This is a genomic window from Sphingobium sp. FW305-3-2-15-F-TSA7, from assembly GCF_058787155.1.
Genome location: NZ_JBYSZM010000044.1, coordinates 1 through 23,287, shown reverse-complemented (window position 1 = coordinate 23,287; position 23,287 = coordinate 1). Strand labels below are relative to the sequence as shown.

Below are 23,287 nucleotides of genomic sequence, written 5' to 3'. Positions count from 1 at the left end.
GCCGGACATCCGCTTAGTGTCTGATCGTCCGCGGGGGAAGCGCTTTGCGATCCGAAACGGTTGATGTCCGGCATGGATTGCGCAGGCGCGAAAGCTCGATCATCATGGCGACATGAGCATGCGGGGCATAGGGGTGGGCATTGGCGCGCCAAAGGCGGTTTCGGCCGATTCGCTGACGGGCGGGCATTTCCGCTGGTTCGATTTCGTCATGGCGGCGTTCGTCACCGTGCTGCTGCTGTCCAACCTGATCGGCGCGGCGAAGCTGTCCACTGTCGGGGGCTTCACCTTCGGCGCGGGCATATTGTTCTTCCCGCTCGGCTATGTGATCGGCGACGTGCTGACCGAGGTCTATGGCTATGCGCGCGCGCGCCGCTGCGTCTGGGCCGGGTTCGGCGCGATGCTGTTCATGGCGGTGATGAGCTGGGTGGTGGTCGCGATGCCGCCCGCCGATGGCTGGACGGGGCAGGCCGCTTACGAATCGGTGTTCGGCAGCACCTGGCGCATCGTCTTCGCCTCGCTTTTCGCGTTCTGGGCGGGCGAGTTCGCCAACAGCTTCGTGCTTTCCAAGATGAAGATCCTGACCAAGGGCAAGCATCTGTGGAGCCGCACCATCGGTTCGACCGTGGTGGGGCAGGGCGTCGACAGCCTGATCTTCTATCCGCTCGCCTTTCTCGGCGTCTGGACCACTGGACAGGTGCTGACGGTGATGGTCACCAACTGGGCCCTGAAAGTCGCCTGGGAAGCCGTGCTGACGCCCGTCACCTATGCGGTGGTGGGATGGCTGAAGCGCCAGGAAGGCGTCGACGTCTATGACGAGGGGACGAACTTCACACCGTTCAGCGCAAGGGTCTGAGATGAGTCCGCTACAGTCGGCGAAGCTGTGGCTGGTCCAGCATGTCCATCTCGCGAAGGATGCGCTCCATATCTATATCGCGCTCCTGCTGTTCCTCGGCTCGGCGCTGCTGTTCAAATGGCCGCTGCGCAGCTGGAAACCCTGGACGGTCGTGCTCGCGGCGGCGCTGATCGGTGAGGGCTGGGATCTGCGCGACAGCCTGACCTATGGCACGTCGATCGATCTGACCGCGAATTTCAAGGATATCTGGAACACCTTGTTCTGGCCGACGGCGTTGCTGATCCTCGCGCGGACGACGCGGATCTTCGAACGCGGCGCCAGGGAGGATATGCGATGATCCTGTCCGTCCTGCTGATGCTGGCGGGTGATGCGCCGACGCTGCGCCAGCGGCTCGATGCCATGCCGCGCCCGGTGGCCGCATTTGTCGAGCGCCGCGCCGATTGCAATCACTGGACGGGCGAGGAGCCTTATGACGCGGAGCGGCGAGCGGAGATCGAACGCGCGATCCGCAGCCTGCGCTGCGCACGGATCGAGGAAGATGAAGCGCGGATGCGCAAGCGCTATCGCAATGATGCGGCCGTGATCGCGATCCTCGACGAGACCGCGGACCTGCCGGGAATTGACTAAGGCGCGGCTAGCGAAGGTCGCGAGGCATAAGGCGGTGGAGAGGCCGGGATGAAACGATCGATCGGCGCGTTGCTGGTGATCCTTATAGGCGCCGATCTAGCGCTAATTGCGAGTGGGCGGGCGCTCTTGGTCTTTCAAGGCGCGTCCATTTACGGGGCAAGCTGTTCGTATTGGACCGGAATCGGGTTTGCGAAAGCCGGCTTGGCGGACGCCAATGCGCAATGCCCATTGCTACCTCTCATTCCGACGAGTTTGTAAACTACACAATCGCCCATTTATAACCAAATAGGATGAAAACCTGATCACCTGCGGCGTGGAAACCGGAGAGTATGTCGATCATCTGAAGTCCGAACACACGCCAGTGATGGCGCTGCTGCCCTTAGGAGTGACCGGCGGGACTTGCACCCGCTAGCATCGGAATCACAAACCGACCGCGCACTGCATTGCGTTCGGCCACGCCTAAAGGCAGCAGAAAAGCTGGATTATCTGGTCAAGGTGGCAGGGCTCAAACCTGCAGCCTCCCGCTCCCAAAGCGGGCACTCTTCCTCTTGAGCTACACCCTGAAAGATGGGCGCAGCTCGGGCGTCCATCAATGTCGGTGGATGCTGGGTCGCGGTCGCGCGATAAGGAGAGTCGTGGGCATGGCGCGCCTTATGTCATGCCAAAGGTGACGTCGCAAGAGCCTATTTGGAGAAATCGGCGCAAGCGTTCACGCGACGGGCGGAAGCTGCGCCTCATGCTGCGGGATCGCCGGATCGAAACAGGCCCAGTCGGGGGCTGCACTCGTCCAGATCGTCGCCTGTGGGCCGATCAGGCCCGGATCGTCGAGCGCACCGGCGCGGATGAAGGTGAGGTGGGGGCGTGCTTCCGCATTGCTGAACAGCGGCGTGCCGCATTCGGGGCAGAAGCCGCGCTGCATCCGGTTGCCGCTGTCCGCGACGCTGGCATGCCAGCGTATCTCGCCCTCGACCGACAGCTTGTCCGCGGGAAAGGCGATATTGACCGTTGCGGAGCCCGCGCCGAGATATTGGCACAGCCGGCACCAGCAGGTGCGTGCGGCGAGCGGTTCGGCGTCCACCGTGAAGCGCACCGCGCCGCACAGGCAGCCGCCGGATACCAGGCTGCGATGAGCCTGACTCATTGCAGTCTGGTCAAGCCCGCGCGGCACTTGAGCGTTCCAAGATGCGGATGCGTCAGCATCCCTGCATCTTGGCATAAGGCGCTCACGCGACGGCTTCCAGCAGGCCTTCGAACAGGCGCCGGCCATCGGTGCGGCCATGCGCCGCTTCGACCATGCGTTCGGGGTGCGGCATCATGCCCAGCACATTGCCCTGCGCATTGAGGATGCCCGCGATATTCCTGGCCGATCCGTTGACGGTTTCGGCATAGCGGAACGCGACGCGGCCCTCGCCTTCGAGGCGGTCGAGCGTTTCGTCATCGGCGAAGAAATTGCCGTCATGATGCGCGACGGGGAGCAGGATTTCCTCGCCGGCATCGTAACGGCTGGTGAAAGCGCTCTGGGCGTTTTCCACCGTCAGCCGGACGTCGCGGCAGACGAAATTGAGGCCGCCATTGCGCATCAGCGCACCGGGCAGCAGTCCCGCCTCGGTCAGCACCTGGAAACCGTTGCACACGCCGAGCACCGGCATGCCGCGCCCGGCTGCCTCGACCACGGCGCGCATGATCGGGCTGCGCGCCGACATCGCGCCCGCACGCAGATAGTCGCCATAGGAAAAACCGCCGGGCAGCGCGACCAGCTCGACGCCGTCGGGCAGGGCATCGGCGCCGTGCCACACCATCTCGGCCTTGCGTCCGGTCACCTGCTCCAGCGCGACGGCCAGATCCCGGTCGCAATTGGACCCGGGGAAGACGATGACCGCGGTCTTCATCCCTGCACCCGTTCGATGCGGTAATTCTCGATCACCGTGTTGGCGAGCAGCTTGCGGCACATCTCGTCGATGTGCGCGTCGGAGACGTCCTCGTCGAGATCGAGCTCGATCAGCTTGCCGGCGCGCACGTCGTTCACGCCGTCGAAACCGAGCCCTTCCAGTGCATGGTGGATCGCCTTGCCCTGGGGATCGAGAACGCCGCCCTTGAGGGTGACGAAAATGCGCGTCTTCATGGCTGTCCTCGGGCCGCTGTTGAATGCCGCCCCTATGACGCCGCGGGCCCGAAGGTTCAACCCGATTCCCGCCTTATCGCGCCGGAGACGTGTCCGCCGGCATCACGCGAATGCGCAGCATGGCGTCGGGATCCAGATAGCGCCGCGCCATCGCCTGAAGGTCGGCGGCGGTAATCGCCTGATAGATCGCCTTGTTCGTCCGGAACCGGTCGAGATAGCGTGGTGCGGATTGCGCCTGGTCGACGATCGCCAGCCAGTTCGCGTTTTCGCGCCGGCTGCGCTCGATCCGTTCCAGGATCGGCTGGCGCGCGCGCAGCAGAAGGTCGGCGTCGACCGGCGTGTCGCGCAATGTCCTGGCGATTTCGGCGATCGCCGCCTCGACCGCGGGCGCGTCCTTGGGGTCGATGCTGCTCGAGATCGAGAATTGACCGAAACCGGGATAGACGTCGGACATGTTCGACGACGCGCCGGGCGAATAGGTGGCGCCCAGCCTTTCGCGCAATTGCTCGGTCAGCATCAACCGCATCACCCCGGCAAGCAGGTTCAGCCGCGCGACCTGCGGATAATCGGCGTCGTCGGTCGTCGGCCAGTAAGCGAGCGTCATCGCCTGATCGGCCTTGCCTTCGTGATGGAGCGTCACCGGCGCGCGGTCGTTCGGAAAGGCGACGCGCCGGGCTTCGGCGAAGGATGGCGGCGTGGCGTCACGCATCGGCAATGCGCCCAATGTGCGTGCGACCAGGTCGATCGCATCCTGTTCGGCGATGTCGCCGACAATGCCGATCTCGATCGCACCGGTGCGGAACGCCCGCGCGGTGGCGGCGCGCAGCTCGGCCGTGTTCCGGCGCAGCAGCGTATCGAGCGGCGGCACGCCGAAGCGCGGATCGCCGCCGGCGACGATCCGGCCGACATCGCGCCCGACGATCGCGCCGGGCGAGGCGTCGAGCGTGTCGTAGAAAGTGGGCGCCATGCGTTGCCATTGCGCATCGGCCTCGCCGCGAAATCCCGGTGCGGTCAGGAATGCCGTGAACAGCTGCATCTGCAGTGGCAGGTCGCGCGGGTTGGTCGTGACGGTCCCGCCGAAATGATCGTCGGATGCGGCCAGGCCCAATGTCACCGTCCGTCCTGCCAGCATCGACTGGAGCGCGTCGAAGCTGTGCTTTTCCAGTCCGCCCGCCGAAAAGACGCTGTTCATGAACATCGCCAGTCCCGGCTGGTCGGCGGGCAGTTCGAGCATGCCGCCGCCGACGCGCAGCGACACGCGCACCCGGTCTTTCTCGAATGCGGTGGTCTTGACCGACAGGCGGACATTATTGGCAAAGCGTATGGCGCGGATGCCGAGATCGGCGACGCGCGTGTCCGTCGCGATCGTGCCGGCGGGGCCAAAATCGGTATAGCCGAAGCTGTCGAGTCCGATATCCGGAAGCGCCTTCACCGCGATGGAACGGCTTGCGGCCAGCGCCGACAGGATCGTCGCTTCGGGATCGGTCAGCGCCAGCTTGCCCGACACATGGACGAGCGGATTGGCGCCCGCCCATTGCGAGCGGAATGCGGCCTCGACCGCATCGAGCGTCAGCGTCGGCACGAAGCGCTCGAACAGGTCGAGCCGATAGCCGGGTGTCGTCACCACGCTGTCCTGTTCGATTGCCGAGGCGATCGCGGTCGCCAGCGCGTCGCTGCGCCGGGTATCGGCCTGGCGCGCGGCATTTTCGAAGCCGGTCCTGAGATTGGCGAGCTGCTCGGCAAGTTCGGCCCGCGTGAAGCCATGCTCGAGCGCGCGGCGCAATTCCTGGTCCGCCACACCCAGCGCGCTTCGCCAGTCGTCGCCCTTGGCGCCGATCGTGATCGCGCTTTGCTCGGCGGTCGAGACTATCTCTCCGCTGCTCGCGCCGCCGCCCAGGATCGTGGCATCGGCCTCGCGCGCCAGCCGCGCGATGCGCCGGCTGACAATGGCGTTGGCGAGGGTGCGGAGAATATCGTCGTGCCGCTTGGCGATGTCATCGGGCCGATCGTCGCGCGGCTTGATCACGAACAGCGACACGCTGGTCGGCACGTCGGGATCGCGGAAATAGGCGGCGGCGCTCGGCCGGGCCGGGTCGATATGCGCGGCGACGGGATCGCCGGGGGTTTCGCCGGCGCCGCGCCAGTTGGAGAAACGCGCGCGGATCTTTGCCTCGACCGTGCGGATGTCGATATCGCCGGTTATGACGATCGCGGCGCGGCCGGGGGTGTAATAGCGTGTGTAGAGATCGCGGATGCGGTCTGCGGGCGCATTGCCGATCACGTGCGGATCGCCGATCGGCAGGGCGCGCGACACGGGCGTTCCGGGCAACGCGAAATCGATGAAATGCTCCAGCCGCCGCAGCGCGAACTGGTCGCGCGCACGGCGCTCGGACAGGATCACGCCGCGTTCGCGATCGACGGCATCGGGCGCGATGGTCAGTTCGCCCGCGATCTCGCGCATCAGCATCAGCCCGGTATCCAGCGTCGCATTGCCGGCATTGGGCAGGTCGAGCGAATAGACGGTCTGGGTGAAGGAGGTGGAGGCGTTGGTGTCCGGGCCGAAGGCCAGGCCATGGCGCTCCAGGATCTTGATCATCTCGCCTTCGGGAACGCGTTTCGATCCGTTGAACGCCATATGTTCCAGGAAATGCGCCAGTCCGCGCTGGTCGTCCGCCTCTGCGGTCGATCCGATATCGAAGCGCAGCCGGATCGATGCGGCGCGCAGGGGGGTGGTGTTGCGGCGAATGGCATAGAGCATGCCGTTGCGCAGCACGCCGTAGCGAATATCGGGATCGGGGGTCAGATCGCCGCGATGAAGACCCCAGGCGCGTGCGACGCGATCGGACGGAGGCATGGCCGCACCCGCGCCGGGCGGACGCTGGGCGGGAAACTGGCAGGCGGCAAGCAGCAACAGGCCCGACAGGGCGAGCATCGGGGCGGATCGCGTCATCGGGATGCGATCAAGCACGGCGCGGGGCAAGCGGCAAGCGGAGTCGGGAGGTATACGGCGGGGGCAATGCGGGTCGCTGGAGCATTGCCCCCACCAGGCCCGAAGGGCCCGGCGCGGCAATAGCCGGTGCATGCGAATCGGAATTGGACGTTTCGGACGGGCGTGGCCGATTAGAGCGATTTGTAGTTCGATGGAATCATCGAGCGACTCGAAAATCGCGGTAAAACAAGCATCTAGAGCAGGTGATCCGCTTCCGTCGGATCACAGCCTGCTCTAGTGATGGCCCCGCCTGTCCGAACCCGGCTTATTTGCCGCGCTTCTTGCGGTGGCTTTCCAGGTCGAGCACGGGATTGTCGCCGCCCTCGGGCAGCAGGCCCAGCCGGCGCGCAACTTCCTGATAGGCTTCCACCTCGCCGCCAAGGTCGCGGCGGAACCGGTCCTTGTCGAGCTTTTCGTTGGTGGTCATGTCCCACAGCCGGCAGCCATCGGGGCTGATCTCGTCGGCCAGGATGATCCGGGCATAGTCATTGTCCCAGATGCGGCCGAATTCGAGCTTGAAGTCGACCAGCCGGATGCCGATTCCGGCGAACAGCCCGCTCATGAAGTCGTTCACGCGAATCGCCATGTCGGCGATGTCGTGCATCTCTTCCTGGCTGGCCCAGCCGAAACAGGCGATATGCTCGTCGGAGATCATCGGATCGCCGAGCGCATCGTCCTTGTAGCAATATTCGATGATCGTGCGGGGAAGCTGGGTTCCCTCCTCGATGCCGAGCCGCTTGGAAAGCGTGCCGGCCGCGACGTTGCGCACCACCACTTCGATCGGCACGATCTCGACCTGACGGATCAGCTGCTCGCGCATGTTGAGACGGCGAATGAAGTGGTGCGGAATGCCGATATTGCCGAGCAGCGTGAAGATATGCTCGGAAATCCGGTTGTTCAGCACGCCCTTGCCGTTGATCGTGCCCTTTTTCTGGGCATTGAACGCGGTGGCGTCGTCTTTGAAATACTGGATCAGCGTGCCCGGTTCGGGCCCCTCATACAGAATCTTGGCCTTGCCTTCGTAGATCTGGCGACGGCGGGTCATCGGCACGAACCCCTGGAAACAAGCTGCCCCGGCCGCGCGCCGCTAGGCGATGCGCAGGCCGGGGCTGGAAGGGGGCGCCTATAGCTCAACGACACCGGGGGTGCAATTGGGCGTTCAGCCGGTCGTGGGCGGTGTTGCGGTTTCGGTCGTTTCGGGGCGCCATCTGCGCACGATCGGGCGCAGCAGCCGCCAGAGTCCCCAGGTCAGAGCGGCCAGCAGCAGCAGCGGCAGCAATGCGCCGAGTATGACGATGAATACGGCGATGGCGCCGACAAATGTCTCGCCGGCGGTGCGGAACGCCTCGCGTAGCGGGGAGCGGGCATCGAAGCCGGGTACGACCTCTCCCGATCCGTAATTGAAGACCATCGGCGTGTTGGCGAGCGATTCCTGATTCTCTTCGCGCGTGACATTGGTCGATTCGATCTGGCGCGCGATGTCTTCCAGCCGGCCGCGAATCTCCGCGCGCTCGGCTTCGGTGAGTTTGGGCTGCTTCAGCCGTTCTTCCAGCCGTGTCCGCTCGTCGCGCAGCCGCCCCTGGGCGCGGCCGGCGGCGCTGATCGCCGAGCCCGCGTCGACACCGCTGATCTCGCTGCGGACCAGCATGCCCTCCGCGGCCTTGACCAGTCCGATCCCGTCCTTGCCGAATTGCCGCGCCAGCGAAGGCTCGAGCTTGAAGGCGAGCATCGCGGCGATGTCGCGGTCATTGATCAACTGGTACGACATGCCGGTGATCCGGCAGCGGTCGATGCCCAGCTTCTCGCAGGCCTGGGCGTGCTTCTCCTGGGTTTCGCCGATCTTCGCGGCGTCCATGCGGAAATCGTAACGATAGTTGAAGGCGACTCCGGGCGCGGCGGTAGGCGCGATGCCGGGTGGGCTGGCTCGCCCCGCTGCGGGCGCTTCGCTCGTGTCTTGGACCGACAGTGCCTGCATTTCGACCGCATTTTCCGACGGGGCCGGTTTGCTGCAGCCGGCAAGCGCCAGCGTCGATACGAGCGATATCAGGGCCAGTCCGGAAAGCTTGCGCATGCACCTTCTCCTCTTCAATGATGATATATTAGCTCATTGGTTGAGATTGCGGTCAATCGTGCAAATATGTCGATGAGCTGTTGCTGATAGGCCACGCGCGCAAATCGGGTGATGCGCGGCCGCGAAGTGGTTAAGGGAGCGATGAAGGGGAGGCGGTGTGCCTGATATCCAACGCATCATCGATGCGATCGCCGACGAGATCGCTGGCGCGCCGGATCGCGGTCGTGTGGCGGATTATATTCCGGCGCTCGCCAAGGTCGATCCGAAGCGCTTCGGCATTGCGGTGGCGACGGCGGATGGGCGCCTCTTCATGGCGGGCGAGGCCGATGCCGCATTTTCGATCCAGAGCATTTCCAAGGTGTTCACGCTGACGATGGCGCTCGGCAAGGTCGGGGAGGCGCTGTGGAAGCGGGTAGGGCGGGAGCCGTCAGGGTCCGCATTCAACTCGATCGTCCAGCTCGAACAGGAGCATGGCATTCCGCGCAACCCGTTCATCAACGCGGGCGCGCTGGTGGTGAGCGATGTGGTGCTCGGCCGCGGCGATCCGCGCGCGACGATCGGCGAGATCCTGCGCTTCGTCCGCTACCTCGCCGATGACGACCATATAGAGATCGACATGGAGGTCGCGGGATCGGAGGCGGAGACCGGGTTCCGCAACATCGCGCTGGCCAATTATATGAAGGCGTTCGGCAATATGGAGCGGCGCGTCGAGGATGCGCTCAACGTCTATTTCAATCAGTGCGCATTGGCGATGAGCTGCCGGCAGCTCGCCATGGCCGGACGGTTCCTGGCGCATGACGGGGTGCATCCCGGCACGGGGCGGCTGGTGGTCCCGGCGCTCCGCGCGCGGCGGATCAATGCGCTGATGCTCACTTGCGGCCATTATGACGGATCGGGCGAATTCGCCTTTCGCGTCGGCATTCCGGGTAAATCGGGGGTCGGCGGCGGCATTCTCGCCATCGTGCCGGGGGAGGCGTCGATCGCGGTCTGGTCGCCAGGACTCAACGACCGCGGCAATTCTCAGCTCGGTTCGTTGGCCCTGGAACGACTGTCGGACGCCACCGGCTGGTCCGTCTTCACCGCGCGGGGCGGATAGTCTTGCGAACCGGCTTGGCACGCACCTGCCACGGTGCGGCGAACTGAATCTCGTTCAGCTTGGTCAGCGCGACCATGGTCGCGTCGATCGCCCTGCCGATCGTGGCAGTGAAGGACTGGTGGTGGTCCGCCCACATCCGGGCATCATAAGCATCGCGCATGGGATGTTCCTTTCATGAATTCCGGAGGCTTCCGGCTGACACCCAAATGGCGAATTGACGGGCGTCGCGCCAACAAAAGGCTGGACCGAGATCATAAGGCTGCCTTATGAATAGGCGATGCGTCGCTTGCCGCCTCTCGCTGCCGTCCGGGTGTTCGAAGCCGCCGCTCGTCACGGCAATTTCACGCGCGCCGCGGACGAACTGGGCATGACCCAGGCGGCGGTCAGCTATCAGATGAAATTGCTCGAAGAGCGGCTGGGCGTCGCGCTGTTCCACCGCGTCCGGCGACAGGTGACGCTGACCGAGGCAGGGCGCCGCATCGCGCCCCTGGTGTCGCGCGCATTCGACACGCTCGACAGCGCCTTTGCGACCGTCCGTTCGGAGGACGAGTCGATGCTGACGATCTCAACCTCACAGACCTTTGCCAACACGTGGTTCGCCTGGCGGCTGGGCGGATTCCAGGTCCAGCATCCCGACATGGCGGTGCGGCTGCTGGCCAATGACGCGCTCACCGATTTCACCGACGATGTCGACGTCGCGGTGCGTGTCGGGCTTGGCTCCTGGCCGGGGCTGGCGACGGACTTGCTGCTGCGCATCGATTTCACGCCGATGTGCAGCCCCGAATTCCTGGCGCGCCATGGCGGCAGGATCGAACCCGCCGACCTGCTCGACCTTCCGCTGATCAGTCCGCAGGATCCCTGGTGGGCCTATTGGCTGCGCGAGGCGGGCGTCGACGTGCCCGATGGCACGATCAAGCCGGGCGTGCGCCTCGATTCACAGGCCAATGAAGGCAATGCCGCGATGGCGGGGCAAGGCGTCGCGATGCTGACGCCCTTCTTCTGGCGCAACGATCTGGCCGAAGGGCGGCTGGTGCGACTGTCCGGCCAGCTTTCCTCGCGCGGCTATGGCTATTGGCTGGTTTGCCCCGAACAGCGCCGCAACGTACCGAAGATCAAGCGCTTCCGCGAATGGCTGCTGGCGGAGATCGCGAAGGATCAGGCGGGGCGGGAGGTGTAGGGACTAATCCAACCCGTCATCCTCGCGAAAGCGGGTATCCAGCTTTTCCGTGAAGTATCCGAAGAGAGAAGAAGAAGCGGGATCCCCGCTTTCGCGAGGATGACATAGTGAGGGCACCGTCGCCGCGCGCCAAGGTCTCGCTTTCGCCGGTATGATGTCAAACAGCCTCAATAGGGCCGTTCGCCCATCACATTGCCGCTCGCCGCATAGCGGCAGACCAGATAATCGTCCTCGTCATTGCTGACGATCGCGCAACCGACGGCGCCGGTGTCGCGCCAGACGATCTGGGTATAATGGCCGACATCCTCGAGATCGCCCGTGCGGCTATTGTCGGGGAAGGTGCCGTAGACGAAATCCTTCTTTTCCTGCGCCCAGTGGCCGACCATCGTTTCCGGGCTGAACGCACCGCGCGTGCCCATCCACAGATTCTCGCCCTGGGCATTGGGATCGTCCGACTCTTCCTCGAAATGCTCGAACTCGCCGCTCGCCGCGAGATATTGCGCCCATTCGCGCGCATCGACGGCGAGCTTCGCATCCCAATGCATGGCAGGCAGGTGGAGCATGGCGCGCTCGCGATTATGCGACGCAAGGATCAGCGTATCGCGATCCGCCGCCACCGCGCCGATCAGTGCCGGGGCCAGCCCCAGCAACAGCGCGGTCTTCGCCAGCCATGTCCGCTTCGTCATATCCTGGTCCCCATGCGCGCGATCCCCCAGGACGCGCGCGGGAGTCAGTATAAGGGGACGGGATATTGGCTATTGGTGACCGGGGGCGGTGAACGGGGCGTTAGGGGTGTTTGTGATTCAGCCTTTCGGCACGAAGGGCTCCGGCACCCGGCCGCTGCCCTGGCGCGAGAACATCCAGCCGGGATATTCCTCGGGAAGCGCGCTCACCGTGTCGAGGCGCGTCATGTCCTCCGCGGTCAGGGCCAGTGTGGACGCGCGCAGATTGTCGTCGAGCTGATCGATCCGCTTCGCGCCGATAATGACGCTGGTGACGAAGGGTTTGGCGAGGATCCATGCCAGTGCGACTTGCGGAACGGTGGCATCATGGGCGGCCGCCACCTCGCGCATCACCGCGATCGCCTGGTCGGCGCGGTCGCGATCGACCGGCGGGAAGTCGAAACTGGCGCGGCGGCCTTCGCCTTCGCTGCCGCCCGGGCCGTATTTGCCCGACAAGAGTCCGCCGGCGAGCGGCGACCAGACCATCAGCCCCATTTTCTCGGATTCGAGGAAAGGCACGATCTCGCGCTCCAGGTCGCGGCCGGCGATCGAATAATAGGCCTGCGCGCTTTCGAACCGGGCGAAGCCGCGGCGTTCCGAGATGCCGAGCGCTTTCATCATCTTCCAGGCCGCCCAGTTGGACACGCCGACATAGCGGACGAGGCCGCGGCTCACGAGATCGTCGAGCGCGCGCAATGTCTCCTCGATGCCGGCGACGCTGTCATTGCCGTGGATCTGGTAGAGATCGATATGATCGGTCTGCAGCCGTTCCAGGCTTTGCTCCACCGCATCCATGATGTGCCCGCGCGACGCGCCGGCGTCGTTGGGGCCAGGCCCCATGCGCCCGAATGCCTTTGTCGCGACGACGACATCGCTGCGCCTGACACCGAGGTTGCGCAACGACTGGCCGAGCAGCCGTTCGGATTCGCCGCCCGAATAGACATTGGCGGTGTCGATGAAATTGACGCCGGCGGCCAGCGCGCGTTCGACGATGCGATCGACGCCGTCCTGGTCGAGTCCGGCGATCTGACCCCACAGACTCTCCTGGCTCGACGCGCCGAAGGTCATGGCGCCGAGGCAGATTTCCGAAACGAACAGGCCGGTATTGCCGAACTGATTGTAGCGCATGGCAGGTCTCCAGAGCCGGAGGAAGGACGGTGCGGAGATAGGAGGTGCCGGTGCGCGCTCCAAGCCGCGCGCGCAGATTTATCCGGGCCGGCGCACGCTCGGAAACGCGATCAGAATGGTGTCTTGAGCCGGATCATCGCGCGCTTGCTCTGGACGGCGCTTGCCCCGCTGCCGATCGTCGCGCTCTCCACGTCGATCGCGACTTTGCTGTTGCCGAACGCCCCCATCTCGGCGCGCACCGGTTCGGCCGCGTAAGCGGCGTCCGGAAGCGCAGGCAGCCGATGGCGCTGCTCGCCGCTGCGGCGGGCGCAGACGACGATCTCAAGGCCATCCTCCGATCGGCAATGCCGCGATCCGGTGACGTCGAGCGGTTCTTCATGTTCGGGGAGCTTGCGCAGGTCGAAATCGGCGGGGATGCCAGGGTCGGCCAGCGCAGCAGCGGCCTGGAGGCTGAACAGGATAAAGGCTGCCACGCGGATCTCCCGACCGTCGAGCATGCAGCCTCACATGCGAATGTGGCGCAGAAAGGGCGGGCCGGCGAAAGCCTCGCGGTGGCGATCGTACAGGGCTGCAGAAACCTCTGCTCCTACTGGCCCATCCCTTCCCCGGTCGCGATGGGGCGATCCTCCCGGCTATGCCACAATCGGAGGACGAAGATCGTCATATCGGCGATCTCGTAGCGGAGCTCATAATTGCCAACGATGACGCGGCGGACTTCACGCGGTTCATACCCTTCCAGCTTCTCCCCGATCCTGGGAAAGGCGATCAGGCGATCCGGTGCCCGCGCCAATTGCTGGACGATCCGGGTGGCTGTTTCGGGCGCCACGGGGGCCAGAAAGGCGTGGAGGCGGACCAGGTCGTCCGAGGCGGCGCCGGTCCAGCGGATTTTCATATGGCTGGCGGCGGCAGCGGCTCGTCGGTCGTCAGGCTGTCCGCCCAGGCGAGAATATTGCTATGATCGATCACGCGCCCGCCATCGACATCGGCCAATGCCTGGAGGGTCATTCGGTGACGCTCCTCCTCCTGATCGACCCAGGCAGAGAGAGCCTGCTTGACCACCCAGCCACGCGATCGATCGAGCCGTGCTGCCATTGCATCCACCTTCTCCGCCAGGTTGAGCGGAACATGCGCGGTCACGACTTTGGTCGGTGCATTCATCTCAATCATCCGTAATCGATATGATTGAAATATAATCGCTCAGGCCTCGCCGCGCAATCGACCAGTCCATGGTTGCGACGTTGTACCCCTCGCCACGTCGAATCTGCGCTGCTATCGCCTGTCTATGGCCACCGAATTTTCCGACCCCCTCGACCACATCATCGACGCGCCCTTCGATACCGCGCTCAGCGAACGCTATCTGGTCTATGCGCTGTCCACCATCACCGCACGGTCGCTGCCCGATGTGCGCGACGGGCTGAAGCCCGTGCATCGACGGCTGCTCTGGGCGATGCGGCTGCTCAAGCTCGATCCGAGCCAGGGCTACAAGAAATGCGCGCGCGTCGTCGGCGACGTCATCGGTAAATATCACCCGCATGGCGACCAGTCGGTCTATGACGCCATGGTGCGCCTGGCGCAGGATTTCGCGCTCCGCTATCCGCTGGTCGACGGTCAGGGCAATTTCGGCAATATCGATGGCGATAACGCCGCGGCCTATCGCTATACCGAAGCCCGGCTGACCCAGGTCGCGATCGACCTGATGGCCGGGCTCGACGAAGGCACGGTCGACTATCGCCCCACCTATAATGGCGAGGATGAAGAGCCGGAGGTGATGCCCGGCCTGTTCCCCAACCTGCTCGCCAACGGCGCGAGCGGGATCGCGGTGGGCATGGCGACGAGCATTCCGCCGCACAATGCGGCCGAGCTGATCGACGCGGCGATGCTGCTCATCGACCAGCCCGCAGCCGAGACGGCGCAATTGCTCGAGCATGTGAAGGGCCCCGATTTCCCGACCGGGGGCATCGTGATCGACAGCTCCGCCATGATCGCGGAGGCCTATGCGACCGGGCGCGGCGGTTTTCGTGTCCGTTCGCGCTGGGAGAAGCAGGACGAGGGCAGGGGCACCTGGGTCGCGGTGGTCACCGAGATTCCCTATGGCGTCCAGAAATCCAAGCTGATCGAGCAGATCGCCGCGCTGATCAACGACAAGAAGCTGCCGATCCTGGCCGATGTCCGCGACGAATCGGACGAGAAGATCCGGCTGGTGCTCGAGCCGCGCAGCCGCACCGTCGAACCCGAGATGCTGATGGAAAGCCTGTTCCGGCTGACCGATCTCGAGTCGCGGATCTCGCTCAACCTCAACGTGCTCGACGCGAACCGCACACCGCGCGTGATGGGGCTGAAGGACGTCCTGACGTCCTGGCTTCGACATCAGATCGAAGTGCTCATCCGTCGTTCGCAGCATCGGCTGGCCAAGATCGACGATCGGGTCGAGCTGCTCGACGGCTATCTCGTCGCCTATCTCAATCTCGATCGCGTGATCGAGATCATCCGCACCGAGGATGAACCCAAGGCGGTGATGATGGCCGAATTCGGGCTGACCGACCGTCAGGCCGAGGCGATCCTCAACATGCGGCTGCGCTCATTGCGCAGGCTGGAGGAGATGGAGATCCGCAAGGAGCGTGACGATCTTGCCAAGGAGCGTGAAGGGCTGGTCGCGCTGATCGAGAGTCCGGCACGCCAGCGCACCCGGCTCAAGCGCGATCTGGGCGTGCTGCGTGACCGTTATGGGCCGGAGACGCTGTTGGGTGCCCGCCGCACGACGATCGAGGAAGCGGCGCCCGCGCGCGAGATTCCGCTGGAGGCGATGATCGAGCGCGAGCCGATCACGGTGATCATGTCGCAGCGCGGCTGGATCCGTGCGATGCGCGGACATATCGACCTCGCTTCCGCCGATGCCGTCAAATTCAAGGAAGGCGACGGGCCGGCTTTCTCCTTTCATGCGCAGACCACCGACAAGATCCTGCTCGCGGCCGATACCGGGCGTTTCTATACGCTGGGGGGCGATAAACTGCCCGGCGGACGCGGCTTCGGCGAACCGGTGCGGCTGATGATCGACATGGAGGCCGATGCCGGCATCGTCGCGCTGATGCCGGCCTCCGCATCGGCCAAGCTGCTCGTGGCATCGTCGGACGGCCGCGGTTTCGTCGCCGCGACCGCCGAAGCGGTGGCAGAGACGCGCAAGGGCAAGCAACTCGTCAATGTCCGCCCAGGCGCGAAGCTGAAGGTGGTGCGGCCGGTCCCCGGGGATGCCGATTATGTCGCGGCCATCGGCGACAATCGCAAGCTGGTGGTGTTTCCGCTGAACGAGCTTCCCGAGATGGGCCGGGGCCAGGGTGTCACCATTCAGAAATATCGCGACGGCGGCCTTTCGGACGTGATCGCCTTCCGCTTCGAAGAGGGATTGAGCTGGACGATGGGCGGTGAAACCGGGCGTACCCGGACCGAGACCGATCTGACGCCATGGCGTGTCGCGCGTGGTGCCGCCGGGCGGATGCCGCCGACCGGCTTTCCGCGTAACAATCGCTTCGTTTGAGGACGCGGGCATTGCCGGTGGAAACCCCCGTTCGGGCTTTCTGAAACAGGGTTTCAGCCATCGCGGCCATTAACCTCGTTTCACGAAGAATTTACCTGATCCGGGTTAGTTCAAACCCGCATGCGTGTGGTGTCCAGAATCAGGGGCGATAAACGCCTCGAGCCGCAAGCCGGAATTCCGGCGCAGCTACCGCTTGGCCTGCGCATGGGCAATACGCCGCTCCACCAGTTTTTCGAGGCGCGTCAACAACTTCTCGACACATTGCCGATTGCCGCGGCGCTCGTCGCGATCAGCAAAGCGGGCAGACCCTTCGTCGAATGCAGCAACCCGATCTTCAAGCGGTACGAGACCCCGATCTCGCCCCTGGACGAAGAGAATGGGCAGATCCTCGAACGCAATGGCCTGGGCGTCCGCATCAGGGCGTTTCTGGCGAGCGGCGAGGCGAGCGACGAGTTCTCGTGGAATGACGGCAGCCCGATCGAGCAGCGGCATTTCACGGTCAAGATGACGCAACTGGTCGATGCGCCCGACGACAAAAGACGTTGCATGGTCTTTCTGCTCGATCAGACCGCGCAGGTGCGCACCGAGCAGAATCTTCGTCGCGAGATGCTGTCCGACAGTCTGACCGGCCTGCCGAATCGTGCCGGTTTCACCGAATTGCTCGAGCAGGCGGCGGACGAGGAAGGGCATTTCGCGGTGCTCGTGATCGATCTGGTCCGGTTCAGCCGGATCAACGAATGCATCGGCACCATTGCCGGCGACGAACTGATCATCACCGTCGCACGCCGGTTGCTCAAGGCGATGCGCGCCGGCGACCGCCTGGCGCGTACGGGCGGTGACGAATTCGGCATGCTCATCCGGCTTGTCGACGGACCGGGCGACGCGCTTCATGTCGGACGGCGGATCAAGGAGGCGCTGGCATCGCCCTTCCGGCTGACCGATCTCGAGATCCGGGTCGATTGCAGCGTCGGCTGCGCGCTGATGCTCGACGAACAGAGCGACGTGGAGAAGCTGGTCCGCCACGCCCAGTTCGCGCTGAAGCGCGCGAAGGAGACGGGCAAGATCGAAATCTACCAGCCCACCGCATTCCATCTGGCGCGTCATCGCTTCAGCATGGAAACGGAGCTGCGTCGCGCGGTGGAAGGCGGCCAGCTTCATCTCGCTTTTCAGCCGCTTATCGACCTTTCATCGGAACAGGTGTCGGGATTTGAGGCGCTGGCGCGCTGGGAGCATCCCGAACACGGCACGATCGGCCCGCAGGATTTCATTCCGGTCGCCGAGGAATCGGGGCTGATCGTTCCGCTCGGTCGCTGGGCGCTGGCGAATGCCGCGCGGACGTTGGCCGAATGGGACAGGCGCGCGGGATCGCCATTGCCGGTGCGCATGAGCGTCAACCTGTCGGCGATCCAGATCGCGCGCGACGACATGTGTTCGGCCGTGGCGGAGGTGCTGGCGGCGACCGGCATCGCGGGCAATCGCCTGACGCTGGAACTCACCGAAAGTGCGATCATCGCCGATCCGGAACGCGCGGTGCGTGTGCTCGACGGGCTGAAGGCGCTCGATACCACCATCGCCATGGATGATTTTGGCACGGGCTATTCGAGCCTCGCCTATCTCCAGCGGCTGCCGATCGACATATTGAAGATCGACCGCAGCTTCATCACCGGCATGCTGCTCGACAAGAACAAGATCGCCATCGTCCGCGCGGTGCTGTCGCTTGCCGATGCGCTGGGGATGAAGACGACGGCGGAGGGTATCGAATCCTTCGAGCTGTCGCGCACCCTGGCCGCGCTCGGCTGCGCGACGGGCCAGGGTTATTATTATTCCGATCCGCTCGATACGGATCAGGCCTATGATTATCTGGTCGCGCGCAACAGCTGAGCCACTTCGGCATCGGCGAGTTCGCCGACGCGGTCCTCCCCCGGAAAACCCTCTTCGATCCAGCGGCGCTCGATCGCCTGCATCGCCTGCGCCACGCGCGGGCCGGCGGTGAGTCCGCGCGCGACCAAAGTGCCGCCGCGCAGCGGGAATATCGGCCGCTCGCGATCGCGGATCTCGGCCCATCGCGCCGCGGCATCGGTCCTGAGCAGCAGCCGGTCGAGCGCGCCCTGATGGCCGAGCCGATACAGCGCCTCGACCGGATTGTCCGGCTCGGGCGCGAGTGCTGCGGCAATGCGCTTGCGCTGCGCGTTCGAGAGCTTGAGCCGTGCCGCCACCCCGTCCGCGGCGGCGGCGTCCGGCGGCAGCAAGGCGGCAAGGCGGCGCAGCGGATCGGGAGTTGTGGCGGTGTCCCGCTCGCGCGCGAGCAATGCGCGGAGCCGATCCAGCCCGGTCTCGTCGATCTCCGGCAGCGCGGGCGCCAATATGCCCTTGTCGAGCATCAGCGCGACGGTGGGGAAGGGGTCGGCCAGCGCGAGCAGCTTGGTCAGCTCGTCCGCGATCCGCTCACGCGAGAGCGCCATCAGGTCGCGCGCGCGTGCCGTGCAGGCGGAAAGGGCCTCCGCATCGGGGGCGCCGCGGCCGAACCGCGCGTGGAAGCGGAAGAAACGCAGGATGCGCAGATGATCCTCGGCGATCCGGGTCAGCGCGTCGCCGATGAAGCGGACGCGGCCCGCCTCCAGATCGGCCAGCCCCCCGAAATAATCGAACACCGCGCCGCTCAGCGGATCGGCATAAAGCGCGTTGATCGTGAAGTCGCGCCGGGCCGCATCCTCGCGCCAGTCGCCCGAAAAGGCGACGGTGGCGCGCCTGCCGTCGGTGGAGACGTCGCGGCGCAGCGTGGTGACCTCGATCGGCCCGTCGGGAAGCACCGCGGTCACCGTGCCATGGGCGATGCCGGTGGGCACCACCTTGATGCCGGCATGTTTCAGCCGCCGCATCGCCTCTTCGGGCTGGAGCGGCGTGGCGATGTCGATGTCGTTGACCGCGATTCCCATGATCGTATCGCGCACCGCGCCGCCGACATAGCGCGCCAGATCCTCGCCGGCGCCGAGCGCCGCGAGCAGCGTATCGAGCCCGTCGCGTTCGCGCCACGCGGCGGCGGGCAGCGTCACACCGTCCATGACAGCCTGCGTGCCAGATTGACGATCATCGCCGCAGTCGCGCCCCAGATGCGGCGCTCGCCATAGGTGATCTCGTAATAATGCCGTTCGCGCCCCTGCCATTCCACCGCCTGTTCGAGATGATTGGTGGGTTCGAGCAGGAAGGACAAAGGCACTTCGAACACGGCGGCGACCTCCGCGTCATTGGCGCGCAGCGCGAGATCGGGCGGCACCACGCCGACCACGGGCGTCACCTGGAAACCGGTGATCGTGCGATAGGGATCGGTCTCGCCGATGATGGTGACGGCCGATGGCGGCAGCGCGATCTCCTCCTCGGCCTCGCGCAGCGCGGCTTCGATCGCGCCCGAATCCCCGGTGTCGATCCGCCCGCCGGGAAAGGCGATCTGTCCGGCATGCTTGCGCAGCGTCTCGGTCCGCTGGGTCAGGATCACGCCGGGGTCGCTGCGGTCGGTGACCGCGACCAGCACGGCGGCCGGGACCCATATGTCCTGATCGCCCAGCACGGCGTCGCGATTGTCGCCCGCCAGCAGGATCGGCGATCCCTTGTGCCCGGCCTCGAGCGCGCGGCGCAGTCTGTCGGCCAGTATCATTCCGTCTCTCCGATCGCGAAAAAAATCCCCTGGCTCCAAAGGCCGGGCGGGTCGTGATCGAGGGCGAGGTTGGCGAGTTCGTACCAGACCGGACGCGCGAGGAGCGCTTCGAGCCCGCCGCGAACGTGCAGGTAGAGATGGGGGCCATCGGCCCGGGTCGCGACGCGCAGCGGATGCTCCGCCCCGGCCAGGATCACGTCGCCGGTGTTGAGCCGGAAGGCAAGCGCATCACCCTCCGCCTTCACCTCGACCGCGACGAAAGGGGCGTCCTCGACCGCGATGTCGAGCTTCTCGGCGGGGGTGACCAGCACATAGCCGCCATCGGGCTCGCGGCGCAGGATCGTCGAGAACAGGCGCACCATCGCCGCGCGGCCGATCGGCGATCCCTGATGATACCAGGTGCCGTCGCGCGCGATCCGCATCTCGCTGTCGCCGCAATGCGTCGGGTTCCATTTTTCGACGGGCGGCAGGCGGCGGGCTTCGGCGAGTTGCGCGATCTCCGCAAGCGAAAGGCCGGTCAGGTCGGCGGGCGGTTCGATCGAAGGCATGGCGCGGACGTAGGGCGTGACGCAGGCGGACGCAATGTCATGCGCGTCGGCGGCGGGCCGCTGCGGCCTATTCGGCCGCCGGCAGGATCTCGCCCACCTCCGGCATGGCCTGTCCCGTCCGCGCGCGGGCCAGCAAGCGGTGACGCTCGACCGGGCCGTCCACGATCCAGCCGCCGGTCGCGTCCGCACTGAACCCGAAAAAGCGCCCGTAATATTCGGGGTCGCCGATCATCATCAGCGGCGGCCATCCGCCGGCATCGGCCGCGTCGAGCATCGCCTGCATCAGCGCGCGGCCGATTCCGCCGCGCTGCACCGCGGGTTCCACCGCGACCGGGCCCACCATCACCAAGGCCGCGTCGCCGATCCGCACCGGCCAGCTCTGGATGGTGCCGAGCAACGCGCCTGCGCCGTCCAGTGCCGCGAAGCTCAACGCCGGAATGGCGCGTGTGCCCGCGCGCAGCCGATAGGCGGTACGCCCGTGGCGATCCGTGCCGAAGGCGTGATCGAGCAATGCCTCGACCGCCGCTTCCGCGACATGGGCGATTGGGACGATATCGATCGCGTCCGCCGCGTTTGCGTTCGCGGCGTCGATCTCGGCGGGATGCGACACCCTGATCCTTTCGTGGAGGCCCTCGGGCCGGTGGTCGCGGGCATTTAGCGTTTCCACCGCGCAAGAAAAGCGTGAATCGCGCGCCAGCCGTGATACGGAGGCCGAAACAGCCTTGGAACAGGGTCTCGATGGACGATCGTCTTCAGTTGCGCGTGCTTGATCTCGAAGTGCCGGTGCTCACCGGTATCTATTCGGAGGAAACGCATCTTCCCCAGCCGCTGCGGATCTCGGTCCGCGTCGATATCGACTGTCATGACCGCTTCGCGCCTGACACGCCCTTGTCCGCGTCGAAAAACTACATGGACCTGAAGCATGCGGTGACATCGGCCCTGCCCGAAGGACAGCATTTCACGCTGGTCGAGGCGATCGCCGACCATATCGTCGAGACGCTGATGGTGCAGGACAGCCGCATCGCCCGTGTCGAGGTGGAGATCGTCAAGATCGCGATCGCCGAGGCCGGCGAATCGATCGGCATTTCGCTGGTCAGGCACCGGCGATGAGCGGACGGTGAAGCTCGCGTTGATCACCGGCGGCTGCCACAGGCTGGGTGCCGCGATCGCGGGCCGGCTCGCCGAGGCGGGCTGGGCGCTGGCGCTGCATTCGCGCGAGCATCCCGAACCCGATCCCGCGCTGCGGGCGCGACTGACCCAATGGGGCGCGATCTGGGACGGTTTCGCCGCCGACCTGTCCGATGCGGGGCAGGTGGCGGGGCTGGTCGAGCGCGTGGCCACGCATTTCGGCCAGCCGCCGACCCTGCTCGTCAACAATGCGTCGATGTTCGGGCTCGATGGGCCGGAGGATATGACCGCCGAGACATTGCTCGCGCATTTCACGGTCAACAGCGCCGCGCCGGTGCTGCTCGCGCGCGACGTGGCGGCGCGCGCGGTGAGCGGGCAGCCGGCGGTCATCGTCAACATCCTCGATCAGCGGATCGCCCATCCGGCCGGCGACCAAGCAAGCTACACGCTGTCCAAGCTCGCGCTGGCCGGCGCCACCGACATGCTGGCGCGTGCGCTGGCGCCGCAGGCGCGGGTCTGCGCGGTCGCGCCCGGCCTCACGCTGCCCACCGAGGATTATCTGCCCGCGCAGATGGTCCGGCTGGAGCGCGAGATGCCGCTGGGCATGCTTCCCGATCCCGAGGATGTGGCGGATGCCGTCGTCTATCTCGCGGGCGCCGGTGCGGTCACCGGACAGACGATCTTCGTCGACGGCGGCGCGCACCTGCGCAGCTTCGGTCGCGATTTCCTCTATCTGGGGCGCGACGAGGCCTGACGGCAATGTGCAGGGATGCTGACGCATCCGCACCTTGGCACGCTCAGGCGCCGCGCGGGCTTTATCAAGGTTCGATGAGCATGACTCATCGAACCTTGATCGCCGGATGCTTGCGTTCGCAGGCGCCCAGGCCGTCGCGCACCACGCGATAATCCTCGCGCGCGCGATCCGCATTGGCCGGATCGCCGGGGTCGATCGCGCGCTCGGGCAATTGCGGCGGTAGCGAGCAAGCGAGCCTGTACCAGAGCAGGGTGCCCGGCTTGGGCGGGCCGGCGGCTTCGTCGACGATCTCGCCCAGCGCGACCGACCAGCGCGCGATCTCCCCGGGCCGGCGCAGGATCGAGAAGGACACCGGGTTGCCGGACTCGGTCTGGATGAAGATCTGGGTTTCGCCCTCGCCCTGGACGGTGCCGGGCACATGAAAGGCGCTGCGAATGCCGGTGATCCTGGGCGGTGCGCCGGCGGCGGTCAGTTCGGCCAGAATGGTGCGGAGCTGGGTGTCCACCGGTTGACTCCACGGGATCTGGGCGTGCGGAGCAAGGAGCTGGAGCGCGCCGGGTTTGCCCGTGACGGGACGCGCGAGCAGCAGGACGCGCATCTTCTTGAGCTTGGGCGGGCGCCCGCGCGCGTCGAGCGGCACGTCGGTGACATAGGTGATCAGTGCCGGGCTGCCGGCGGGCCCGCGAATCAGCGTGCGAACGGTCGCTTCGACATAGAAACGGGCCATATTGGCGGGTGCACCCTGCTCGATGCGAATCGCCGACTTGATCTGAGCGTCGATGACAACGGGCGCATTGACCGAAAGATCGGCCAAATCGGCATAGGTGTATGCCGTGGCGGCATAACCCGAGGGGGCGGCGGAGGGCGCGGACGGGGTCTGTGCGGCGA

The 23,287-nt window shown here is 65.6% G+C and carries 26 protein-coding genes and 1 tRNA gene; 9 read left to right on the top strand and 18 right to left on the bottom strand.

The features are described 5' to 3' along the window. The first annotated feature begins 118 nt into the window (after window positions 1-118). The 3 genes from AC3WN8_RS26550 to AC3WN8_RS26540 are packed head-to-tail and all read left to right on the top strand — an operon-like array spanning window position 119 to window position 1,480. A complete protein-coding gene (locus tag AC3WN8_RS26550; protein WP_492672522.1) occupies window positions 119-853 on the top strand; it encodes a queuosine precursor transporter in 735 nt (244 codons plus the stop codon). A 1-nt stretch (window position 854) separates the two neighbouring features. Next, complete coding sequence (locus tag AC3WN8_RS26545; RefSeq protein WP_492672521.1) at window positions 855-1,190, top strand: hypothetical protein; 336 nt, start codon at window positions 855-857, stop codon at window positions 1,188-1,190. Next, entirely contained in the window at window positions 1,187-1,480 is a 294-nt protein-coding gene (locus tag AC3WN8_RS26540) for a hypothetical protein (RefSeq protein ID WP_492672520.1), read from the top strand. Before AC3WN8_RS26545 ends, AC3WN8_RS26540 begins: the two co-directional genes overlap by 4 nt. A 487-nt stretch (window positions 1,481-1,967) precedes the next feature. On the opposite strand, the gene AC3WN8_RS26535 is transcribed toward AC3WN8_RS26540, so the two are convergent. The 7 genes from AC3WN8_RS26535 to AC3WN8_RS26505 all read right to left on the bottom strand — a co-directional run bounded on the left by AC3WN8_RS26535 (window position 1,968) and on the right by AC3WN8_RS26505 (window position 8,662). Next, window positions 1,968-2,043: transfer RNA gene (locus tag AC3WN8_RS26535), tRNA-Pro, on the bottom strand. A 146-nt stretch (window positions 2,044-2,189) separates the two neighbouring features. After that, on the bottom strand, window positions 2,190-2,621 hold the full coding sequence (locus tag AC3WN8_RS26530) for a GFA family protein (protein WP_492672519.1): 432 nt from the start codon (window positions 2,619-2,621) through the stop codon (window positions 2,190-2,192). 82 nt (window positions 2,622-2,703) lie between these two features. Next, on the bottom strand, window positions 2,704-3,369 hold the full coding sequence (gene purQ / locus AC3WN8_RS26525; RefSeq protein WP_492672518.1) for a phosphoribosylformylglycinamidine synthase subunit PurQ: 666 nt from the start codon (window positions 3,367-3,369) through the stop codon (window positions 2,704-2,706). Further along, the gene (purS, locus tag AC3WN8_RS26520; RefSeq protein WP_492672517.1) at window positions 3,366-3,602 is read right to left on the bottom strand and encodes a phosphoribosylformylglycinamidine synthase subunit PurS; all 237 of its coding nucleotides are present in this window, start codon (window positions 3,600-3,602) and stop codon (window positions 3,366-3,368) included. The genes purQ and purS overlap by 4 nt, the downstream gene beginning before the upstream one ends. A 73-nt stretch (window positions 3,603-3,675) precedes the next feature. Next, entirely contained in the window at window positions 3,676-6,552 is a 2,877-nt protein-coding gene (locus tag AC3WN8_RS26515; RefSeq protein WP_492672516.1) for a M16 family metallopeptidase, read from the bottom strand. A 304-nt stretch (window positions 6,553-6,856) separates the two neighbouring features. Further along, a complete protein-coding gene (gene purC, locus AC3WN8_RS26510) occupies window positions 6,857-7,636 on the bottom strand; it encodes a phosphoribosylaminoimidazolesuccinocarboxamide synthase (RefSeq protein ID WP_492672515.1) in 780 nt (259 codons plus the stop codon). Between the two features lie 114 nt (window positions 7,637-7,750). Next, on the bottom strand, window positions 7,751-8,662 hold the full coding sequence (locus AC3WN8_RS26505; protein ID WP_492672514.1) for a DUF4349 domain-containing protein: 912 nt from the start codon (window positions 8,660-8,662) through the stop codon (window positions 7,751-7,753). Window positions 8,663-8,819: 157 nt separating this feature from the next. Here AC3WN8_RS26505 and AC3WN8_RS26500 point away from each other — a divergent pair, with 157 nt between their 5' ends. Beyond that, complete coding sequence (locus AC3WN8_RS26500; RefSeq protein WP_492672513.1) at window positions 8,820-9,758, top strand: glutaminase; 939 nt, start codon at window positions 8,820-8,822, stop codon at window positions 9,756-9,758. Here the strand turns inward: AC3WN8_RS26500 and AC3WN8_RS26495 are convergent. After that, window positions 9,739-9,918, bottom strand: a complete 180-nt coding sequence (locus AC3WN8_RS26495; RefSeq protein ID WP_492672512.1) for a hypothetical protein — start codon at window positions 9,916-9,918, stop codon at window positions 9,739-9,741. The two genes, AC3WN8_RS26500 and AC3WN8_RS26495, sit on opposite strands and share 20 nt — an antisense overlap. A 117-nt stretch (window positions 9,919-10,035) precedes the next feature. On the opposite strand from AC3WN8_RS26495, the gene gcvA reads away from it, so the two are divergent. Continuing rightward, on the top strand, window positions 10,036-10,935 hold the full coding sequence (gene gcvA / locus AC3WN8_RS26490; RefSeq protein WP_492672511.1) for a transcriptional regulator GcvA: 900 nt from the start codon (window positions 10,036-10,038) through the stop codon (window positions 10,933-10,935). 167 nt (window positions 10,936-11,102) lie between these two features. On the opposite strand, the gene AC3WN8_RS26485 is transcribed toward gcvA, so the two are convergent. From AC3WN8_RS26485 to AC3WN8_RS26465, 5 genes are all read right to left on the bottom strand, one after another. Continuing rightward, on the bottom strand, window positions 11,103-11,621 hold the full coding sequence (locus AC3WN8_RS26485) for a CAP domain-containing protein (protein WP_492672510.1): 519 nt from the start codon (window positions 11,619-11,621) through the stop codon (window positions 11,103-11,105). 117 nt (window positions 11,622-11,738) lie between these two features. After that, the gene (locus tag AC3WN8_RS26480) at window positions 11,739-12,785 is read right to left on the bottom strand and encodes an aldo/keto reductase (RefSeq protein WP_492672509.1); all 1,047 of its coding nucleotides are present in this window, start codon (window positions 12,783-12,785) and stop codon (window positions 11,739-11,741) included. Window positions 12,786-12,895: 110 nt separating this feature from the next. Next, window positions 12,896-13,258 (bottom strand): hypothetical protein, encoded by a 363-nt coding sequence (locus AC3WN8_RS26475; RefSeq protein ID WP_492672508.1) that lies wholly within the window; start codon window positions 13,256-13,258, stop codon window positions 12,896-12,898. Between the two features lie 113 nt (window positions 13,259-13,371). Next, the gene (locus AC3WN8_RS26470) at window positions 13,372-13,677 is read right to left on the bottom strand and encodes a type II toxin-antitoxin system RelE/ParE family toxin (protein ID WP_492672507.1); all 306 of its coding nucleotides are present in this window, start codon (window positions 13,675-13,677) and stop codon (window positions 13,372-13,374) included. Further along, on the bottom strand, window positions 13,674-13,943 hold the full coding sequence (locus AC3WN8_RS26465; protein ID WP_492672506.1) for a CopG family ribbon-helix-helix protein: 270 nt from the start codon (window positions 13,941-13,943) through the stop codon (window positions 13,674-13,676). The genes AC3WN8_RS26470 and AC3WN8_RS26465 overlap by 4 nt, the downstream gene beginning before the upstream one ends. A gap of 124 nt (window positions 13,944-14,067) precedes the next feature. Between AC3WN8_RS26465 and parC the strand changes: the two genes are divergently transcribed. Both parC and AC3WN8_RS26455 read left to right on the top strand, forming a co-directional pair. Further along, complete coding sequence (parC, locus tag AC3WN8_RS26460; RefSeq protein ID WP_492672505.1) at window positions 14,068-16,317, top strand: DNA topoisomerase IV subunit A; 2,250 nt, start codon at window positions 14,068-14,070, stop codon at window positions 16,315-16,317. A gap of 129 nt (window positions 16,318-16,446) precedes the next feature. Then, window positions 16,447-18,198 carry a putative bifunctional diguanylate cyclase/phosphodiesterase gene (locus AC3WN8_RS26455; protein ID WP_492672504.1) on the top strand — a complete coding sequence of 584 codons (1,752 nt, stop codon included), beginning with the start codon at window positions 16,447-16,449 and terminating at the stop codon, window positions 18,196-18,198. On the opposite strand, the gene AC3WN8_RS26450 is transcribed toward AC3WN8_RS26455, so the two are convergent. From AC3WN8_RS26450 to AC3WN8_RS26435, 4 genes are all read right to left on the bottom strand, one after another. Then, on the bottom strand, window positions 18,174-19,379 hold the full coding sequence (locus tag AC3WN8_RS26450; protein WP_492672503.1) for a CCA tRNA nucleotidyltransferase: 1,206 nt from the start codon (window positions 19,377-19,379) through the stop codon (window positions 18,174-18,176). The two genes, AC3WN8_RS26455 and AC3WN8_RS26450, sit on opposite strands and share 25 nt — an antisense overlap. Continuing rightward, on the bottom strand, window positions 19,367-19,969 hold the full coding sequence (locus AC3WN8_RS26445) for a CoA pyrophosphatase (protein WP_492672502.1): 603 nt from the start codon (window positions 19,967-19,969) through the stop codon (window positions 19,367-19,369). The genes AC3WN8_RS26450 and AC3WN8_RS26445 overlap by 13 nt, the downstream gene beginning before the upstream one ends. Further along, window positions 19,966-20,517 (bottom strand): DUF1285 domain-containing protein, encoded by a 552-nt coding sequence (locus AC3WN8_RS26440; protein WP_492672501.1) that lies wholly within the window; start codon window positions 20,515-20,517, stop codon window positions 19,966-19,968. The genes AC3WN8_RS26445 and AC3WN8_RS26440 overlap by 4 nt, the downstream gene beginning before the upstream one ends. 67 nt (window positions 20,518-20,584) lie before the next feature. After that, entirely contained in the window at window positions 20,585-21,127 is a 543-nt protein-coding gene (locus AC3WN8_RS26435; protein WP_492672500.1) for a GNAT family N-acetyltransferase, read from the bottom strand. Between the two features lie 128 nt (window positions 21,128-21,255). Here AC3WN8_RS26435 and AC3WN8_RS26430 point away from each other — a divergent pair, with 128 nt between their 5' ends. Beyond that, the gene (locus tag AC3WN8_RS26430) at window positions 21,256-21,627 is read left to right on the top strand and encodes a dihydroneopterin aldolase (protein ID WP_492672499.1); all 372 of its coding nucleotides are present in this window, start codon (window positions 21,256-21,258) and stop codon (window positions 21,625-21,627) included. Window positions 21,628-21,634: 7 nt separating this feature from the next. Beyond that, a complete protein-coding gene (locus tag AC3WN8_RS26425) occupies window positions 21,635-22,399 on the top strand; it encodes an SDR family oxidoreductase (RefSeq protein ID WP_492672498.1) in 765 nt (254 codons plus the stop codon). Window positions 22,400-22,484: 85 nt separating this feature from the next. Here AC3WN8_RS26425 and AC3WN8_RS26420 read toward each other — a convergent pair. Beyond that, the coding region (locus AC3WN8_RS26420) for a hypothetical protein (protein WP_492672497.1) at window positions 22,485-23,287 on the bottom strand (803 nt) is incomplete at its 5' end.

Coding starts and splice junctions, on each gene's coding strand:
- AC3WN8_RS26550 (WP_492672522.1), top strand. CDS start 119: ATGCGGGGCATAGGGGTGGGCATTGGCGCGCCAAAGGCGGTTTCGGCC.
- AC3WN8_RS26545 (WP_492672521.1), top strand. CDS start 855: ATGAGTCCGCTACAGTCGGCGAAGCTGTGGCTGGTCCAGCATGTCCAT.
- AC3WN8_RS26540 (WP_492672520.1), top strand. CDS start 1,187: ATGATCCTGTCCGTCCTGCTGATGCTGGCGGGTGATGCGCCGACGCTG.
- AC3WN8_RS26530 (WP_492672519.1), bottom strand. CDS start 2,621: ATGAGTCAGGCTCATCGCAGCCTGGTATCCGGCGGCTGCCTGTGCGGC.
- purQ (WP_492672518.1), bottom strand. CDS start 3,369: ATGAAGACCGCGGTCATCGTCTTCCCCGGGTCCAATTGCGACCGGGAT.
- purS (WP_492672517.1), bottom strand. CDS start 3,602: ATGAAGACGCGCATTTTCGTCACCCTCAAGGGCGGCGTTCTCGATCCC.
- AC3WN8_RS26515 (WP_492672516.1), bottom strand. CDS start 6,552: ATGACGCGATCCGCCCCGATGCTCGCCCTGTCGGGCCTGTTGCTGCTT.
- purC (WP_492672515.1), bottom strand. CDS start 7,636: ATGACCCGCCGTCGCCAGATCTACGAAGGCAAGGCCAAGATTCTGTAT.
- AC3WN8_RS26505 (WP_492672514.1), bottom strand. CDS start 8,662: ATGCGCAAGCTTTCCGGACTGGCCCTGATATCGCTCGTATCGACGCTG.
- AC3WN8_RS26495 (WP_492672512.1), bottom strand. CDS start 9,918: ATGCGCGATGCTTATGATGCCCGGATGTGGGCGGACCACCACCAGTCC.
- gcvA (WP_492672511.1), top strand. CDS start 10,036: ATGCGTCGCTTGCCGCCTCTCGCTGCCGTCCGGGTGTTCGAAGCCGCC.
- AC3WN8_RS26485 (WP_492672510.1), bottom strand. CDS start 11,621: ATGACGAAGCGGACATGGCTGGCGAAGACCGCGCTGTTGCTGGGGCTG.
- AC3WN8_RS26480 (WP_492672509.1), bottom strand. CDS start 12,785: ATGCGCTACAATCAGTTCGGCAATACCGGCCTGTTCGTTTCGGAAATC.
- AC3WN8_RS26470 (WP_492672507.1), bottom strand. CDS start 13,677: ATGAAAATCCGCTGGACCGGCGCCGCCTCGGACGACCTGGTCCGCCTC.
- AC3WN8_RS26465 (WP_492672506.1), bottom strand. CDS start 13,943: ATGAATGCACCGACCAAAGTCGTGACCGCGCATGTTCCGCTCAACCTG.
- parC (WP_492672505.1), top strand. CDS start 14,068: ATGGCCACCGAATTTTCCGACCCCCTCGACCACATCATCGACGCGCCC.
- AC3WN8_RS26450 (WP_492672503.1), bottom strand. CDS start 19,379: ATGGACGGTGTGACGCTGCCCGCCGCCGCGTGGCGCGAACGCGACGGG.
- AC3WN8_RS26445 (WP_492672502.1), bottom strand. CDS start 19,969: ATGATACTGGCCGACAGACTGCGCCGCGCGCTCGAGGCCGGGCACAAG.
- AC3WN8_RS26440 (WP_492672501.1), bottom strand. CDS start 20,517: ATGCCTTCGATCGAACCGCCCGCCGACCTGACCGGCCTTTCGCTTGCG.
- AC3WN8_RS26430 (WP_492672499.1), top strand. CDS start 21,256: ATGGACGATCGTCTTCAGTTGCGCGTGCTTGATCTCGAAGTGCCGGTG.